Origin of the sequence: Kitasatospora sp. NPDC086791, from assembly GCF_040685975.1 — a bacterium.
Lineage (GTDB): Bacteria > Actinomycetota > Actinomycetes > Streptomycetales > Streptomycetaceae > Kitasatospora.
On sequence record NZ_JBFBOC010000017.1, the window covers coordinates 69462 to 85212 of the forward strand.

Sequence of the window (15751 nt, forward strand, 5' to 3'; positions counted from 1 at the left end):
ACACCGGGGGAGCCGGGTACGGGTCGCCCGGGGTGGTCACGGCCGGGCCTCCAGCAGGAGGTTGGCCGGTGCGCTGTCCCGGGCGACGCGCCGGACGCGGGTGAGCCCGCCCGCCGTGAGGACCTCGCGCAGCCGGGCCTCGCCGGCCATCGCGCCGAGCGCGGCTCCGCCGGCCTGGGCGAGGGAGGACGGGGCGCACACAGGGTGGAGATCGCGTAGCCGATGCGGGCGAACGGGTTGGCGAAGCGGTCGGCGGCGAGCGGTTCCGCGACCAGGGCGGCGCCGTCCTCGGCGAGGGCGGCCCGGGCGTGCGCGGCGGCGGCGACCGGGTCGCCCATGTCGTGCAGCGAGTCGGTGAAGGTGATCAGGTCGTAGCCGTCGCCGGGGTAGCCGACGGCGTCCGCGACCTCGAACCGGGCCGGCCGTCCGAAACCCGGCCTCGGCGGCGGCCGCGTCGTCGCGCCCCCGTCGAGCGGCGGCAGCAGGACGTCCGGCACGCGCGGGTCGGGCCGGGTGGCGTGGACGGCCTCCAGCCCCCTCCGGGCCGTCCAGGCCGTCGGCGGTGGCCGTGGTGACCGGGCAGCCGTGGCGTTCCGGTGTCGTCGGGGTGGCCTTGCGGATCACCTCGTCGCGGAGCGCTGCGCCCGGGTCACTGCGCGTGGACGATGACCACCGGGCAACTGGCGTGCTGCGCGCAGCGGGTGCTGACCGAGCCGAGCAGGGCCCGGGTGAAGCCGCCGTGGCCGTGGCTGCCGACCACCAGGACCTCGGCGCCGCGGGACGCGTCCAGCAGGACGTCCGAGGCGTCGCCCATCACCAGCGACGGCCGGACCTCCACCGGGTGGTCGGTGCCGAGCACCGTCTGGAGCTCGTCGGTGAACCGCCGTTCGGCCACCTCCCGGTCCAGGGCCATGTCGACCACCGGTGCCGACCAGCCGAAGTGGCTCGGCGGCTCCCACGCGCCGACCGCTTCCACGACCCCGCCGAGCAGCGCGGCGTGCCGGATCGCCCAGCGCATCGCGGCGTGCGACGACGGAGAGCCGTCGACACCGACCACGACGCGGGGAACGGCGTCGTCGTTCGCGTCCATGAGTAACCGTCCTGTCGGTCGTCGCCCCCGCCACCACGGTGCGGGCCGCCCGGCGCCGCCGCCAGTACGGTCCGGCAGCCGGGTGACGGCGGCGGCACCCGGGCGGGCCGCTCAGCCGGCCAGGCCCGGCAGCACCTCGGCGCCCGGCAGCCGGGCCAGGGCCCAGCCGGGGAGGATCAGCTTGCCCCGGCGCCGGCCGCTGCCGACCAGGACGTACGGGGCCGCCGCCACCGCCTCGTCGATGAGCAGCGGCCAGTCGCCGGGCAGGCCGACCGGGGTGATGCCGCCGTACTCCATGCCGGTCAGCTCGACCGCGGTGTCCATCGGGGCGAAGGACGCCTTCCGCGCCCCCAGGTGGGTGCGGACCGTCCGGTTCACGTCCACCCGGGTCGTGGCCAGGGCCAGGCACCCGGCGTGGGTGGTCTCGCCGGCGCGCTTGGCGGCGACCACCACGCAGTTCGCGGAGAGCTCGGGCGGCGTGTCGTAGGCCGCGCAGAACACCGCGGTGTCCGCCTTCTCGGGGTCGGTGTCCACGTAGAGCACGGCGGCCGCCGCGTCCCGGGCGTCCCAGTTCTTCAGGGCGTCGGCCACGGGGGCGGCCAGGTCGTCGCAGACCTCCAGGGCCGGGAAGGCCGTCGGGAAGGTTCCGAAGGGAGGGGGTACGAGCTCGCTCATGCGAGGGACTGTAGCGCGGTCCCGCCGTCTCGCCGTCCCGCCGTCCCCTGGTCCCGCCGTTCCCCGGGCCTGCGGTCCGCCGCCGGGCCCGGCTAGCCCCAGTACCCGGCGTGCACCGCGGCGGCCTCCTCGAAGAGGTGCGGGCCCGACACATCCACGGGTTCGCCGCCGGCCTCGAAGACCCGGCGGCACGGCAGGTCGAGCACCGGCTCGTCCGGGTCGGCGCCCGCGATGGCGATCAGCTCGGTCGCGGAGAGCGCGTAGACGACCCGCCGGATGCCGCCCCAGTAGATCGCCCCGGCGCACATCGCGCACGGCTCGGTGCTGCTGTACAGGGTGGCCCCGGTCAGCTGCGCCGGGTCGAGGGTGCGCGAGGCCTGCCGGACCAGGTTGGTCTCCGCGTGGGCGGTGGCGTCGCGGTCGGTCAGCACGGTGTTCTCGGCGGTGAGCAGGACGTTCCCGGCGGGGTCGGTCAGCAGCGCGCCGAAGGGGTGGTTGCCGTGCGCGCGGGCGCGGTCCGCGAGTTCGAGGGCGGCGAGCAGGTGGGCGCGGGTGGGGTCGGCCATGGCGGGCTCCTCAGGGTGGACCGGGTGCTGTGGTCAAACCTATGCCGCCGGGCTTTCGACGGAAGCCCCCGGCAGCCGACGCGTGGGTGACAGGATGCCCGGGTGAAAGAGATCACGCGCGCCGCCGAGCGTCTGCTGTCCACCCGGCTGTCCGACCCCGTCGACCTGGGCGGGAGCGCCCGCAGCAGCGTGCTGCGCTACCGGACGGCGGACGGGCGGAGCGTCGTCGTCAAGGCCTACACCGGCGGGCCGGACGCCCTGCGCGGCTTCACGGCGGAGGCCGCCGGGCTGTCGCTCGGCCTGGCCGGTCCGGCGGTGCTCGGGGTGGACCGGGAGGTGCCGCTGCTGGTCCTGGAGGACCTCGGGGGCGCGCCGACGCTCGCCGACGTGCTGCTCGGCGACGACCCGAAGGCCGCCGAGGAGGGCCTGCTCGCCTGGGCGGGCGGGCTCGGCCGGCTGGCGGCCCGGTCGGTGGACCGGCGCGCCGAGCTCACCGGGCTGTGGGAGCGGTACGACCGGGGCCTGCCGACCTGGGCGGAGGACCCCTGGATCGAGCGGAACGCGGCGAACCTGCCCGGTGCGCTGGAGGCGGCCGGTGTCGCCGTACCGGCCGGGCTCCGCGAGGAACTCGCCCGGATCGGGACGGCGGGCGGGGAGGAGTACCCGGCGTTCACCCCGGGGGACACCTGCCCGGACAACAACCTGCTCACCCCGCAGGGGCTCCGGCTGCTGGACTTCGAGGCCGCCGACTACCGCTCGGTGTTCCTGACCGCGGCGTACTGCCGGATGCCGTTCGCCACCTGCTGGTGCGTCTTCGCCCTGCCGGACGGGCTCGCCCGGCGCATCGAGGCCGCGTACCGGGCCGAGGTCGTCCCGGTCTACCCGGCGCTGGTCGAGGACGCGGTGTGGGAGGACGGGATGCAGCGCGCCCTGGCGGTGTGGACGGCGCACCTGACCCTGCGCCTGCTGCCGCGCACGGCCGAGGACGCCCCGACGCACCGCACCCGGCGGCCGGTTCCCACCTGGCGCCAGGTGCTCCGGCACCGCTGGGAGACCGCGGCGGGGCTCGACCGGTTCCCCGCGTTCGCGGCGGCGATGCGGGGCCTGCTGCGGGAGGTCGCCGACGGATGGCGGGTGGACCCGCTGCCGGGGTACCCGTGCTTCGCGGGGCGCGGCGCCGGCCATGACGGCTGAAGCGCCCGGAAGCGTCGAGGAAGCGCCCGGAAGCGCCCCGGTCAGTCGTACGGGACGACGGCGACCGGGCAGTGGACGTGGTGGATCGCGGCGTGCGCGACCGGGCCGAGGTGGTGGTGCAGGCGCGGCATCCGGTGGCTGCGGCGCCCGACGACGAGCAGCCGGGCCGTCGCCGCCGCCTCGACGAGTTCGACGGCGGGCTTGCCCCGGACCAGGTCGGCGGTCACGGCCACCTCGGGGTGCCGGGCCCGCCAGGACTCCAGGGCCTCGGCGAGATCGGCCCGCTCACCGGCGGACACCTCGCCCTCCAGCCCGCCGATGGCGCCGTAGGACATGTGCTCGCTGCCGGGCGGCGTGGCCCAGACGTGGACGACGCGCAGCGGCGCCGAGCGGAGCTCGGCAGCCTCGAAGGCGAAGGCCAGCACGGGCTCGGCCGGGCGCGCCAGGTCGAGGCCGACCGTCACCGGGCCGTCGGTCTCCTCCCTGCCCGCCCGGACCAGCACCACCGGGCGGGCGGCCCGGCGCAGCACTTCCTGGCTGACCGAGCCGACCAGGAAGCCACGGACGGTGCTCAGCCCGCGCGAGCCGAGCACGAGCACGGCGGCGTTCCGCGCGGCGGCCTCCAGCGCCTCGGCGGGCTCGGTGGACACGGACGAGGAGGAGACCGTCACCCCGGGCACCAGCTCGCGCAACGCGGCCTGGCGGTCGGTGAGTTGCGACCGGAGGCGCTGGTAGCTCTGGTCGCTGCCGACGACGTCCCGCTTCGGCCAGGGCCAGGCCTGGAGGAGTTCGAGCGGCAGGCCTCGGCGCCGCGCCTCCCGGGCGGCCCACTCGCTGGCGGTCAGGCTCTCGGGCGAGCCGTCGAAGCCGACGACCACGGATCCGCTCATGGCGTCCTCCTCGGTTCCGCGCCGGATCGGGGCGGCCCGGCCGCCTGGGCGCGGTGAGCGGCGGCCCCGGGTGCGGTGGCCCGGCGGCCCCGGGCGCGGCCCCAGTATCGGCAGTGGGGGCGGTCGGCGCCTCCCGGGGCGCGGCCGACGGGCCCGGTCCCGCGCCCGCCGACCGCCCACCGACCGCCCGCTGACCACGGGAAACGCCCCGCCCGGAACTGGATATCCTGATCACATGAGCGACAACCTTCCCCCGTGCCCGCAGTGCGCCAGTGAGTACACCTATGAGATGGACGCCCTCATGGTCTGCCCGGAGTGCGGCCACGAGTGGGCGCCCGCCGACGCCCAGGCCGGCGAGCGGGTGATCAAGGACTCGGTCGGCAACGTGCTGAGCGACGGCGACACCGTGACCGTCATCAAGGCCCTCAAGGTCAAGGGCAGCGCCTCCGGCATCAAGGCGGGCACCAAGGTCCGCAACATCCGCCTGGTCGACGGCGTCGACGGGCACGACATCGACTGCCGCATCGAGGGCTTCGGAGCGATGCAGCTGAAGTCCAGCGTGGTCAAGAAGGCCTGACCCGCCGCCCCGGCCCGTGTAGCCCCCGGCCCGCCGCCCCCGGCCGTCCGCAGTCCTGCGGGAGGACGGCCGGGGGCGGACCTCAGACGCGGGTCCGGCGGAACACGACCAGCAGGATCACGGCGGTGAGCGCCAGCAGGATGCCGGCCTCGACGAGCTGGATCGGGACGAAGTGACCGGCCGGGTGGTACCGGAGCCAGTCGGCGGTGGCCCCGTCGCACCGGGAGAGCCGGCACGCGTCGTCGCCGACCCGGGTGCCGTCGGCCAGGACGGCGCCGCGGTCGACCAGCCAGGCGTTGGTGGGCTGCGCGATGAAGAACTGCCCGGTCTTCAGCGGTACCACCTCGTCCACGATCGGGTGGAAGTAGGGGCGGGCCAGGCGGAACAGGCCGTGGGCGCCCGCGACCAGCGCGCCGGTGACGAACATCGCGGGCAGCGTCCGGCGCAGCAGCCGGCCGACGAGGACGCCCAGCGCCAGCGCGAACAGCGACCAGGCGACCGGCGCGATCCCGATGGCCGGGTAGGTGAAGAACTGGAACGGCGGGTCGAAGGCGACCGGCCCGTGCACGATGTCCGTCCACCACACCCAGGTCATCAGCGAGGCGATCGCGCCGCTGAAGGCCAGCACGGCGAGGCCGGGCACCGCGAGCCGGACGGCCAGCCAGCGCACCGGGCTGACGGACTGCGCGCGGATCAGCCGGATCGTGCCGCGCTCGTACTCCTGGGCCAGCAGCGGCGCGCCGACGAAGACGCCGATCAGCAGCGGGGCGGCGGTGACCGCGGGCTGGAGGACGGAGACGTACCACCAGGTCGGCCGGTTGATCGGCGCGAGCAGGGTCCAGCACCGGGTGTCGGACCACGTCTCGGGGCTGTAGCAGTCGGTGCGCCGCAGGACGCCCACGGTGTGGCGGCAGACGAGGTGGATCCAGCCGAGGTCGGCCGCGGCCAGGACCAGCACCGCGGCCAGTGTCCAGAGCAGCGCGCGATTCTGACGGGCCGTCAGCCAGAGCATCCCGCGCAGCCGGGGGGAGGCGGGGCGCCGGGTCGCGGGGGCGGCGGCGCGGTCGGGCAGGACGTTCGTGCTCATGCGGCGGCCTCGTCGTTCGGGTGCTCGTCGTTCGCGGGGGCGGAGCCCGGCCGCGGTTCGGCCGGGTGGTCCGGGTGGTCCGGGCGGACCTGGCGGACCGGACCGGCCGGATCGCCCGGTGCGCGGAGGTAGCCGAGCAGCAGGTCCTCCAGGCTCGGCCGCTCGCTCTCCCACGGGCCGTCCAGCGGTTCCCCGGTGCGCACCAGTGCGGTGGTCCGGCGCCCGCTGACGCGCTGCTCGACCACCAGGCCGGCCGGGAGCGTGGCGGCCCCGGCGGGACCGGTGAGCAACCGGTGCCCGTCCAGGACCTCGTCCAGCTCGCCGGCCAGCCGGATCCCCCCGCGCTGGACGAGCAGCAGGTGGTCGATCACGCCGTCGAGCTCGGGGAGGATGTGCGAGGAGACCACGATGGTGGTGCCGCGTTCGGCGGCGGCCGACATCAGGGTGCCCATGAGCTGGTGCCGGGCGAGCGGGTCGAGGTCGGCCATCGGCTCGTCGAGCAGCAGCAGGTCGGGGAGCTTGCCGAGGGCGAGCGCCAGCGAGACCCGGGTGCGCTGGCCGCCGGAGAGCGAGCCGATCCGCGCCCTGGGCCGCAACTCGCCCTGGTCGATGACGCGCTGGGCCGTCTCCTGGTCCCAGGCCGGATTGAGCTCGCGGCCCATCCGGAGGGTCTCGGCGACGGTGAGGCCCGGGTACAGCGGCTTGTCCTGGGCGACGTAGGCGACCCGGGCGCGCTGCTCCGGGGTCCCGGTCGGTTCACCGAACACCCGCAACTCGCCCTCGGTGGGCGAGAGTTGGCGGGCGGCAAGGGAGAGCAGGGTGCTCTTGCCCGCGCCGTTGGGGCCCGCCACGCCGCAGATCCGCCCGGCCGGGACGGTGAACCCGCAGTCGCGCAGGGCCCAGCCGCCCCGGTACCGCCTGCCGAGGCCGGTGGCCTCCAGCGCAGGCGTCATGGTCGTCGGGTCGTCCACCCGGTCCCCCCACTGTTCTCAGTCTGTTCTCAGTTCGGTGTCGCCGGGGAGACCCCGGTGTCGAAACGCTGCTCCAGGACGGAGGCCATCAGCGCGGCGATGTCCTCGCGCTCCAGTCCGGCCTCCCGGGCCCGGTCCACCCAGCCGACCAGCTCCGCGCGCAGCGGACCGTCGGCCGCCGCCTCCGGCCGGGCGAGCGAACGCCGGACGAAGGTGCCGAGCCCCGGGCGGGGCTCGACCAGACCCTCGCGTTCGAGTTCGCGGTAGGCCTTGAGCACGGTGTTGGGGTTGATGGCGGTCAGCTCCACCACCTCGCGAGCGGTCGGCAGCTTGTCCCCGGGCTGCAGCAGTCCGAGCCGCAGGGCCTGCTTGGTCTGCTGCACGATCTGCTGGTAGGTGGAGACGCCGCTGCGCCGCTCGATGCGGTACTCGATCACCGGCGTTCCGACCTTTCACTAGTTCAATAGTGGAATGGTGGCGCACTGCGGCGCGGGGGTCAAGCCGGACGGGGGAGGGGCGGGCGTGGGAGGGCCGGCGGACCGCGTCCGGTCAGGGGCGCTTGAGCAGGAGCAGGCCGTCCCGGTCGACCAGCCGCCGGTAGCCGAGGCCCTGGTAGAGCGTCAGCACGCGGGCGGTGTCGGCGACGGCGCACGGGGCCTGCACGCTCGGATCGCGCAGGTCGACGACCACCCACTCCGGGCCCGGCCGGGCGGGCTCCCGGCACGCCAGGGTGACCTCCGCCCGGTCGGTGAGCTGGGCCGCCAGCCGGTTGGAGGCGGCCACCGTGGCGTCGTCCGGTATCAGGCGGAGCACCGCCCGGGTCTCGGTGAGCCGGGGCGAGGTGCTCCAGGCCTCGGGCATCACCACCTCGTGCAGCGGGTAGAGCGGCAGCGTCACGGCCGTCACCAGGGCGCTGACGGCGAGCGCCCGCCGGGCCCGGCGGGGGAGCGGGGCGCGGGCGGCGGAATCGTGGGGGGATCCGGAGGCCTGCGGAGACCGGGAGGCGTCCGGGAGTCCGGAGCCGTGCGGGAGCCGGGAGCCGTGCGGGGATCCGGGCGTGCCGCCGGAGCGGCGCAGGGCGTCGACCAGGGCGGCGAACGCGATCGGCATCAGCACCGCGCTGTAGTGGTAACTCACGCCCCAGTAGTGCGGGTTGGCCGAGAGCAGCCGCCAGGCCAGGGTGGGTGCGCAGAGCAGGACGAGCGGCGAGCGCAGGCCGAGGAAGCCGGTCGTGGCGGCGAGCAGGAACAGCAGCAGCCACTTGACCGGCGGCCAGCCGAGCCGCAGCGGCAGGGCCCAGGGTGAGGGCTGCCCGCCGCCGTCGAGCTGCTGCCAGTAGTCGAAGCCCCCGCTCGGGTTGAACGCGGGCAGCACCACGAGCACGGTCAGCGCGGTCGCGGCGACGCCGAGGCCGGCGAGGGCCAGCCCGGGCACCGGGGCGCGCCGGTCCTGCCGGGCCTGCCAGGCGATCAGCAGGCCGACGGCGGCCACCGTCAGCCCCAGGTCCTCCTTGACCAGCAACAGCGGCAGCGACCAGAGCGCGGCGGCCAGCGGCCGGCGCCGGCCGAGCGCGGTGGCGGCGAAGGCGAGCAACGGGACGGCGAACGCGATCTCGTGGAAGTCGTCGGCCGCGGCCCGGACGATCCCCCAGGAGGCCCCGGTGGCGCAGCCGACCAGCAGCGCCACCCGTGGCCCGGCCACCTCGTGGGCCCAGCGGGTGAGCGGGACGACGGCCAGGGCCATCAGCAGCGCCTGGGCGACCACCAGGGTGAGCGGGCTCGGGAAGGCCCGGTAGGCGGGGGCGAGGGTGGCGATCAGCGGGTGGAAGTGGTCCCCGAGCAGGTGGTAGCCGGGGCCCTTGAGCGGCACGATCGGCGCGCGCAGGTGCGCGTACGCCCGGATGGCCTGTTCGAAGATGCCCAGGTCGTAGGCCTTGGTGAGGCCGCGTCGGTGCCGGTTGGCGGCGACGCAGACGTAGAGCGCGGCGAAGCCCGCCGCCAGGGCCCAGGCCAGGGCGGCGGGGTGGCGGGGGCGCCGGACGGCGCGTCGGGTGGCGCGTCGGGTGGCGCGTCGGGGCGGGGCCGAGGGCGGCAGGGAGCGGGGCGGCCGCACGGGAGTGGGCACAGGGGCGGGCGCGGGGGCGGGTGCGGGTGTCGGCATGGGCAAAGTACCCTTTCACTATTCGATTAGTGGAAGGGTGGTGGAAGCCCGAGCGAGCGTCAAGTCCCGATCCGGCTCCCGCCCTGAGCGTCCGACGGGTGTCCCGCCGCCCGGCCGCCCGTCCGGGGCACCGCGCCCCGTCGGGGCCACCGCCTCATGTGCCCGGGACACCGGGTGCAGCACACTGCAGGCATCCGGTGGGTCGTCGGGTCGTCGGAGAGGAAGGGTGCTCATGGCCGTGGAGAGCGCGCGGAGAGCCTGGTGGCGGCCCCGGCCCGGCCCGGCGGAGCGACAACTGGCCATGGCGGGGCTGTGCGCCGTCGTCTGCCTGGTGGCCGGCGGCCTGTGGATCGGCTACGTCCTGAGCCACCAGGGCGCCGCGGGGGTCTCCCCGCCCGCCCACCACCTGGCGGTGCTGGGCTACGGCCTCGCCGCCGTCGCGGGCGGGGTGCTGCTGCACGCCCACCGCCCGGGCAACCAGCTCGGCTGGGTGCTGCTCGCCTACGGGACGGCGCTGATCCTCCCACTCGCCGCCCAGGCCCCGGTCTGGGTCGAGGTCGGCGACCCGCGGATCGTCGGGGCCGTCGTGGTCCTGGTGTCGGCCGGCTACACCGTCAGCGGCACCCTCTGGCACGCGCTGCCGCTGTGGCTGCCGGACGGGACCCTGCCCAGCCGCCGGTGGTGGTACGCGATCGGCGCCGTCGCGCTGTGGATGCTGCCCCAGGCCTGCTACTACGTCTACCAGCCCACGGTGTTCGGCCGGCCCAACCCGTTCGCCGGCAGCGCCGTCGCCGACTGGCTGCGGACCTTCAACGAGCGTCTGCACGTCGTTCAGCTCGTCGTGTTCGTGGTGCTGACCGTCCTGGTGGTCCTGGTCCCGCTCGCCCGGATCCGCCGGGCGTCCCGGCAGCGCCGGCGGAACGTGCTGATCGCCCTCGGCGTCTACCTGCTGTGGGGCGGCGCCGAACTCGGCTACTACTTCGACGGCCAGAGCACCCCTTCGTACCTCGCCTTCGCCGTCACCTCCGCGCTCTGGACCCTCACCCTGGCCGCCGTCGTGGTCCGCGACGGCTCCTGGCGGCTCGACCGGGCGGCCCGGCGGGTGCTGGTCGGCCTGCTGGTCGCCACCGGACTGGTCGTGGTGTTCGTGCTGGTGGCCTGCGTGCTCTCCACCATGCTGATGCCCGGGCGGCGCGGCGCGGGGGCGCTGCTGCTGGTGGCCCTCGTCTTCCTGCTCGCGGCCGGCCTGCCCCGGGGCGTGCGCCGGGCCTCCGGGGTCGTCGACCGTTGGTACTACGGCGCGCGCGCCCAGCCGTACCAGGTGCTGCGCAGCCTGGCCGGACGGGTCAGCCAGACCGTCGACCCGCAGGACGTACCGGCCGTGCTGTGCGCCACGGTCAGTGACGAACTCCGGCTCTCCGGCGTGGCGTTGACCGTCTCCACCCGGGGTGGCGAACGCCCGCTGGCCGCCGTCGGGGAGCGCTCCGGCTGCGGCGAGGGCTTCGCCCTGGTGCACCGCGGCGACGAGATCGGACGGCTCACCGTCACCCCGCGCCCCGGCCAGCGGACCCTGGACGACAGCGACCGCGACATCCTGCGCTCGCTCGCCGACCAGGCCGCGCCCGCCGTCGCCTCGCTGCAACTGATGGAGGACCTGCGGGCCAGCCGCGAGCAGATCGTCGCGGCCCGCGAGGAGGAACGCCGCCAGCTGCGCCGCGACATCCACGACGGGCTCGGCCCGATGCTGGCGGGCCTGCGGCTGCGGCTGCAGGGAGCGGCCGCGGTGGACGACCCGGAGCTGTTCTCCGGCGTGCTGGAGCGGGTCGCGGACGACCTCGCCACGGCGGTCCGGGAGGTGCGGCGGATCACCGACCGGCTCGGGCCGACCGCGCTGGGCGACTGCGGACTGTCCCGGGCGCTGAGCCGGCTCGCCGAGACCTTCAGCGGCGACGACCTCGCCGTCACGGCCAGGCTGGTGCCGGACCCGCTGCCGGAGCTGCCCGCGGCCGTGGAGGTCGCCGTCTACCGGATCACCGCGGAGGCGCTCAACAACGTGCTGCAGCACGCCCGGGCGAGCAGTGCCACGGTGTCCGTGCGGGTGGACGCCGGGGCGCTGGAACTCGTGGTCGAGGACGACGGGCGGGGGCCGGGCCGCGGCGGCCCGGAGCACCCGGGGGTGGGGTTGCGGTCGATGTCCGAGCGGGCCGCCGAGATCGGGGGCAGCTGCACCGTCGACGCCCTCAACCGCGGCACCCGGGTGCACGCACTGCTCCCGCGCCGGCCCACGGGCGACTGACCCCGGCGCCGCTGGCAGGGCCGCTGGGGAGGACCGGCCTGGTGCCGGCGGGTCGGCAGCGGAATCGAGCGGTGGCGGTACCGGGTGGCGGCGGTGTCAGGTGCAGTTCGGCGGGTTCGGGCAGTGGGAATGGGGTCCGCCGTGGCCCGGGCCGTGGTGGTGGTGCCGGTGCAGGTGCCGGCGCAGGTGCTTCGCGTGCGGATCGCCCTCGCCGCCGCCCTCGATCCGGCACCGGCAGGCCCGGCCCGCGGCAGCGACGCTCACGGCGGCGAACACCGCTGCGGCACCGGCCGCCAGCAGCGCGGTGGCGGCTGTTCGTTCGGTCATGGTGACCTCCACGCTGGGTTCCGCAGGCCGGCCGCTCCGGCCTGCTCCTCCGTGCCACCGCCGCTCGCGCCGCGTCCGCGGGGCGCGAAGGCCCCGTCCCGGTCCCGCTGGGCGAGAGCGCGGTCACGGTGCGTGAGGCGGGGTGGGCGGTGGCTGGTCTGCATCGGGGTGCGGGGTGGGAAGTGGGGAGTGAGCGGGGGTGCGCTGGGGGGCGAGTCGGCGGACGGCCGCGCCCGGGCACCGGAGAGCCTCTGTTCGAAGCGTATCGAGGCAGAAGTCGCACGCAACTCGGCCATTCGGCCGTACCGCGGCGTCCGGACGGCCCTAGGAGGGAACGGGTTCGTTCACTAACATCGACAGTAGCCCCGCGATACTGGTACACACATGCGCCCTGCGCGGCCGGCCGGGCCCCTGCACGGATCGGCGGGCCGGAGAACCACGGCGCGGGCGGAAGCGTGTAGCGATGGGATCGAGGAAGGGTGACCGGAGAGGGTGCGCAGTCATGACCGCTGAAACGGATACCGCGCGGGGACCGGTGACGGGCGCCCCGCTGCGGCGGCGCGGCGAGGCGCTGGAGAGCGCCATCTACGAGGCGGTCCTCCAGCAGCTCACCACCGACGGCTACGCCCGGCTGACCATGGAGGGCGTGGCCGCCGCGGCGCAGACCGGGAAGGCCGCGCTCTACCGCCGCTGGTCCTCCAAGGAGGAGCTGGTCATGGACGCGCTGCGGGCCAGCCTGCCGCCCGGCGGGGCGGCCCCCGACACCGGCAGCCTGCGCGGGGACCTGCTGGAAGTGGTGGCCAGGCTGCGCGCCGCGATGTTCAGCGAGCTCGGCGCCGCCGTGCGGGCGATCATGAGCGAGCTCGACCACCAGCGGGCGCACGCCTTCGTGGAGATCGTGTTCGAGCGGGTGGTCGAGCCGACGACCGCGCTGATCGCCGAGGTGCTGGCCCGCGGCACCGCGCGCGGCGAGGTCCGCCCGGGCGCGGTCACGCCGCTGGTGACCGACGTGGTGCCGGCGCTGATGCTGTACCGGATCAAGATGTGCGGCGGGGACGCGGTGCAGCTCGACCCGGCGGAGATCGTGGACGAGGTGCTGCTGCCGATCGTCCGCCCGTGACGGGCGCGGTGTGCCGGGCGCGGTGTGACGATCGGCGGCGGTGCGGCGATCGGCGGCGGGCCCCGCGGCGGAACCGCGCCCCTTCCGGCCGCTGTCCGTCCGGAAGGGGCCCGGGCCCCCTCACGCCCCGCTGTGGCGGAGCATCTCCTCGCGCTCGACGACCTTGACCCGCTCGCGGCCCTCGGCCTCGCCGAGCGCCCGCTCGTGGGCGTCGAGCAGCTGCCAGCCCTCCCAGGTGGTGTACCGGACGCCCTGGCCGCGCAGGTGCTCCTCGACCGCCGCCGGGTCCGGCTCGGCGGCGCCGGGCAGCCGGCCGGCCGCGTGGTCGTCCAGCAGGCAGGCGACGGTCTCGTTGGCGTCGCCCTTGGTGTGGCCGATCAGGCCGACCGGGCCGCGCTTGATCCAGCCGGTGACGTAGGTCGCGGTGCGGTGCGAGCCGTCGCCGTCCTCGACCCGCCCGGCGGTGTGCGGGACGGTGCCCGAGACCGGGTCGAAGGGCAGCTTGGGCAGTTCGTCGGAGTAGTAGCCGACGGCCCGGTAGACCGCCTGGACGTCCCAGTCGGTGAAGCGGCCGGTGCCGCGCACGTTGCCGGTGCCGTCCAGCTCGGTGCGCTCGGTGCGCAGCCCGACCACCCGGCCGTCCTCGCCGAGGACCTCGGTCGGGGACTCGAAGAAGTGCAGGTGGACCCGGTGCGGGCGGTCCCCGACGTCGCGGATCGCCCAGTTCTCCAGCGTCGCCGCGACCAGGTCGACGTGCTTGACCGCGCGGCGCTCGGCGATCGAGCCGGCGTCGTACTCGATGTCCTCGGGGTCGACGATCACCTCGATGGTGGGGGAGTGGTCCAGTTCGCGCAGCTCCATCGGGCTGAACTTGGCCTGGGCCGGGCCGCGGCGGCCGAAGACGTGCACCTCGCGGGCCCGGTTGCGCGTCAGGCCCGCGTGGACGTTCCCGGGGATCTCGGTCGGCAGCAGTTCGTCGGCGGTCTTGGCGAGGACCCGGGCGACGTCCAGCGCGACGTTGCCGACGCCGAGTACCGCGATCTTCTCGGCCTCCAGCGGCCAGTCGCGCGGCACGTCGGGGTGGCCGTCGTACCAGGAGACGAAGTCGGCGGCGCCGTAGGAGCCGTCCAGCTCGATGCCGGGCAGGTCCAGCGGGCGGTCGGCCGTCGCGCCGGTGGCGAAGACCACGGCGTCGTAGAACCGGTGCAGGTCGTCCAGGGCGAGGTCGGTGGGGTAGTCGACGTTGCCGAACAGGCGGACCTGCGGCTTGTCGAGCACCTGGTGCAGGGCCGTCACGATGCCCTTGATCCGCGGGTGGTCGGGGGCGACGCCGTAGCGGATCAGGCCGAACGGGGCGGGCATCCGCTCGAACAGGTCGATCGAGACGCCGGGCGCCCGGGCGGCGTCGGACTTCAGCAGGGCGTCGGCGGCGTAGATGCCGGCGGGGCCGGCTCCGACGATCGCGACTCTGATCGGGCGGGGCATGGAAGGGTCCTCCGGTCGGGCGCAGCGGGAGGTGGTCTGGACCCTTGCAGCCAACCCCGAGGTGGGGCGGTGGTGTAGTCGGTTCCGGTCTATGACGTCATAGAGACAAGCTATGGGCGGGCGGTCCGGTAGGCCGGTCCTGGCGGGTGCCCCGGACCGGCCGCCCGGCGCCGGTCAGCTCCCGTCGGCCGGGGGCTGCGCCGGGACGACGGGCCGGGCCGCCGCGCCGGTGGCGTCCGCCCCGTCGGCGATCCGGGCGGCGGAGGCCTCGAAGAAGCGCAGCAGCTCCACCGGGAACGGCAGCACCAGCGTCGAGTTCTTCTCCGCCGCGACCTCGACCACCGTCTGCAGCAGCCGCAGCTGCATCGCCGCCGGGGTCCGCGCCATCGTGGCGGCCGCCTCGGCGAGCTTGGCCGCGGCCTGGAACTCGCCGTCGGCGGTGATGATCCGGGCCCGGCGCTCGCGGTCGGCCTCGGCCTGGCGGGCCATCGAGCGCTTCATCGAGTCGGGCAGGCTGACGTCCTTGATCTCCACCCGGTCGATGTGCACGCCCCAGCCGGTGGCCGGGCTCTCCAGCATGATCTCCAGCCCCTGGTGCAGGTTCTCCCGGCCGGAGAGCAGGTCGTCCAGCTCGCTCTTGCCGATGACGGAGCGCAGCGAGGTCTGGGCGACCTGCAGCATGGCGAAGGCGTAGTTCTGCACGTCCACGGTGGCCTTGATCGGGTCGATCACGCGGAAGTACAGCACCGCGTCGACGCTGACCGAGACGTTGTCCTTGGTGATGCCCTCCTGCGCGGGCACCGGCATGGTGACGACCTGGACGTTGACCTTGCGCATCCGGTCCACCACCGGCATCAGCAGGGTGACGCCCGGCTCGCGGACCTGACCGCGCACCCGCCCGAGCCGGAACACCACCCCGCGCTCGTACTGCTGCACCACCCGCACGCCGGTCACCAGCCAGAGCAGGAGCACCACGGCGACGATCACGACGACTGCCACGATTCCGACCTCCCCCGTCGCGGCGCAGCCGGGCAGGGACCGGGTGTCCCTGTCGCACGGTGCGCGCCGCGCAGGACAGTATGCGCCCGCCGTGCCGGGCGGGACAGCCGTGTGCGCGGCGGTCCTGACGGAACGTCGGCGGGCGGCCCCCCGCGAAGGGGTTCCGGGCGGCTCCGGGGCGGTCGGTGGTGCGCAACGACACGCACGGGCCGGGCCGTTGCTCGACTTGCCGCAGGCCGGGCGCTTGGATGGATCCGCCCCGGCCCGACCGGACGGACCCGCACCGGTTCAGGCCCGCACGCGGCCCGGGCGAG

The 15751-nt window shown here is 75.5% G+C and carries 16 protein-coding genes and 1 pseudogene; 4 read left to right on the top strand and 13 right to left on the bottom strand.

Annotation, left to right across the window (positions count from 1 at the left end):
* Positions 1 to 36 precede the first annotated feature (36 nt).
* The 5 genes and pseudogenes from AB0Q99_RS22220 to AB0Q99_RS22240 form a co-directional block, all read right to left on the bottom strand.
* The gene (locus tag AB0Q99_RS22220; RefSeq protein ID WP_363574350.1) at positions 37 to 201 is read right to left on the bottom strand and encodes a hypothetical protein; all 165 of its coding nucleotides are present in this window, start codon (positions 199 to 201) and stop codon (positions 37 to 39) included.
* 23 nt (positions 202 to 224) lie between these two features.
* Positions 225 to 497 (bottom strand): annotated as a pseudogene (locus AB0Q99_RS22225) (methyltransferase domain-containing protein); the annotation flags it as partial.
* Positions 498 to 649: 152 nt separating this feature from the next.
* Complete coding sequence (locus AB0Q99_RS22230; RefSeq protein WP_363574352.1) at positions 650 to 1090, bottom strand: universal stress protein; 441 nt, start codon at positions 1088 to 1090, stop codon at positions 650 to 652.
* 111 nt (positions 1091 to 1201) lie between these two features.
* On the bottom strand, positions 1202 to 1765 hold the full coding sequence (locus AB0Q99_RS22235; protein ID WP_363574354.1) for a YbaK/EbsC family protein: 564 nt from the start codon (positions 1763 to 1765) through the stop codon (positions 1202 to 1204).
* Positions 1766 to 1857: 92 nt separating this feature from the next.
* A complete protein-coding gene (locus AB0Q99_RS22240; RefSeq protein ID WP_363574356.1) occupies positions 1858 to 2331 on the bottom strand; it encodes a nucleoside deaminase in 474 nt (157 codons plus the stop codon).
* A gap of 102 nt (positions 2332 to 2433) precedes the next feature.
* Here AB0Q99_RS22240 and AB0Q99_RS22245 point away from each other — a divergent pair, with 102 nt between their 5' ends.
* Entirely contained in the window at positions 2434 to 3525 is a 1092-nt protein-coding gene (locus tag AB0Q99_RS22245) for a hypothetical protein (RefSeq protein WP_363574358.1), read from the top strand.
* A 41-nt stretch (positions 3526 to 3566) separates the two neighbouring features.
* Here the strand turns inward: AB0Q99_RS22245 and AB0Q99_RS22250 are convergent, their stop codons facing one another.
* Complete coding sequence (locus AB0Q99_RS22250; RefSeq protein ID WP_363574360.1) at positions 3567 to 4415, bottom strand: universal stress protein; 849 nt, start codon at positions 4413 to 4415, stop codon at positions 3567 to 3569.
* A gap of 235 nt (positions 4416 to 4650) precedes the next feature.
* Between AB0Q99_RS22250 and AB0Q99_RS22255 the strand changes: the two genes are divergently transcribed.
* Positions 4651 to 4992 carry a zinc ribbon domain-containing protein YjdM gene (locus AB0Q99_RS22255; RefSeq protein WP_363574362.1) on the top strand — a complete coding sequence of 114 codons (342 nt, stop codon included), beginning with the start codon at positions 4651 to 4653 and terminating at the stop codon, positions 4990 to 4992.
* Positions 4993 to 5074: 82 nt separating this feature from the next.
* On the opposite strand, the gene AB0Q99_RS22260 is transcribed toward AB0Q99_RS22255, so the two are convergent.
* The 4 genes from AB0Q99_RS22260 to AB0Q99_RS22275 all read right to left on the bottom strand — a co-directional run bounded on the left by AB0Q99_RS22260 (position 5075) and on the right by AB0Q99_RS22275 (position 9210).
* Positions 5075 to 6079, bottom strand: a complete 1005-nt coding sequence (locus AB0Q99_RS22260; protein ID WP_363574364.1) for a hypothetical protein — start codon at positions 6077 to 6079, stop codon at positions 5075 to 5077.
* Entirely contained in the window at positions 6076 to 7032 is a 957-nt protein-coding gene (locus AB0Q99_RS22265) for an ABC transporter ATP-binding protein (protein ID WP_363574464.1), read from the bottom strand. The genes AB0Q99_RS22260 and AB0Q99_RS22265 overlap by 4 nt, the downstream gene beginning before the upstream one ends.
* A 47-nt stretch (positions 7033 to 7079) precedes the next feature.
* A complete protein-coding gene (locus AB0Q99_RS22270; RefSeq protein WP_363574366.1) occupies positions 7080 to 7487 on the bottom strand; it encodes a GntR family transcriptional regulator in 408 nt (135 codons plus the stop codon).
* A 112-nt stretch (positions 7488 to 7599) separates the two neighbouring features.
* A complete protein-coding gene (locus tag AB0Q99_RS22275) occupies positions 7600 to 9210 on the bottom strand; it encodes a DUF2079 domain-containing protein (protein ID WP_363574368.1) in 1611 nt (536 codons plus the stop codon).
* A 232-nt stretch (positions 9211 to 9442) separates the two neighbouring features.
* Here AB0Q99_RS22275 and AB0Q99_RS22280 point away from each other — a divergent pair, with 232 nt between their 5' ends.
* Positions 9443 to 11506, top strand: a complete 2064-nt coding sequence (locus AB0Q99_RS22280; RefSeq protein WP_363574370.1) for a histidine kinase — start codon at positions 9443 to 9445, stop codon at positions 11504 to 11506.
* Positions 11507 to 11602: 96 nt separating this feature from the next.
* On the opposite strand, the gene AB0Q99_RS22285 is transcribed toward AB0Q99_RS22280, so the two are convergent.
* On the bottom strand, positions 11603 to 11833 hold the full coding sequence (locus AB0Q99_RS22285) for a hypothetical protein (RefSeq protein WP_363574372.1): 231 nt from the start codon (positions 11831 to 11833) through the stop codon (positions 11603 to 11605).
* A 502-nt stretch (positions 11834 to 12335) separates the two neighbouring features.
* Here AB0Q99_RS22285 and AB0Q99_RS22290 point away from each other — a divergent pair.
* Entirely contained in the window at positions 12336 to 12953 is a 618-nt protein-coding gene (locus AB0Q99_RS22290) for a TetR-like C-terminal domain-containing protein (RefSeq protein WP_363574374.1), read from the top strand.
* Between the two features lie 120 nt (positions 12954 to 13073).
* Here the strand turns inward: AB0Q99_RS22290 and AB0Q99_RS22295 are convergent, their stop codons facing one another.
* Positions 13074 to 14438 carry an FAD-dependent oxidoreductase gene (locus AB0Q99_RS22295; protein ID WP_363574376.1) on the bottom strand — a complete coding sequence of 455 codons (1365 nt, stop codon included), beginning with the start codon at positions 14436 to 14438 and terminating at the stop codon, positions 13074 to 13076.
* Between the two features lie 174 nt (positions 14439 to 14612).
* Complete coding sequence (locus AB0Q99_RS22300) at positions 14613 to 15437, bottom strand: slipin family protein (RefSeq protein ID WP_363574378.1); 825 nt, start codon at positions 15435 to 15437, stop codon at positions 14613 to 14615.
* Positions 15438 to 15751: the final 314 nt, after the last annotated feature.

Coding starts and splice junctions, on each gene's coding strand:
- AB0Q99_RS22290 (WP_363574374.1), top strand. CDS start 12,336: ATGACCGCTGAAACGGATACCGCGCGGGGACCGGTGACGGGCGCCCCG.
- AB0Q99_RS22285 (WP_363574372.1), bottom strand. CDS start 11,833: ATGACCGAACGAACAGCCGCCACCGCGCTGCTGGCGGCCGGTGCCGCA.
- AB0Q99_RS22275 (WP_363574368.1), bottom strand. CDS start 9,210: ATGCCGACACCCGCACCCGCCCCCGCGCCCGCCCCTGTGCCCACTCCC.
- AB0Q99_RS22260 (WP_363574364.1), bottom strand. CDS start 6,079: ATGAGCACGAACGTCCTGCCCGACCGCGCCGCCGCCCCCGCGACCCGG.
- AB0Q99_RS22265 (WP_363574464.1), bottom strand. CDS start 7,032: ATGACGCCTGCGCTGGAGGCCACCGGCCTCGGCAGGCGGTACCGGGGC.
- AB0Q99_RS22235 (WP_363574354.1), bottom strand. CDS start 1,765: ATGAGCGAGCTCGTACCCCCTCCCTTCGGAACCTTCCCGACGGCCTTC.
- AB0Q99_RS22255 (WP_363574362.1), top strand. CDS start 4,651: ATGAGCGACAACCTTCCCCCGTGCCCGCAGTGCGCCAGTGAGTACACC.
- AB0Q99_RS22230 (WP_363574352.1), bottom strand. CDS start 1,090: ATGGACGCGAACGACGACGCCGTTCCCCGCGTCGTGGTCGGTGTCGAC.
- AB0Q99_RS22295 (WP_363574376.1), bottom strand. CDS start 14,438: ATGCCCCGCCCGATCAGAGTCGCGATCGTCGGAGCCGGCCCCGCCGGC.
- AB0Q99_RS22280 (WP_363574370.1), top strand. CDS start 9,443: ATGGCCGTGGAGAGCGCGCGGAGAGCCTGGTGGCGGCCCCGGCCCGGC.
- AB0Q99_RS22250 (WP_363574360.1), bottom strand. CDS start 4,415: ATGAGCGGATCCGTGGTCGTCGGCTTCGACGGCTCGCCCGAGAGCCTG.
- AB0Q99_RS22240 (WP_363574356.1), bottom strand. CDS start 2,331: ATGGCCGACCCCACCCGCGCCCACCTGCTCGCCGCCCTCGAACTCGCG.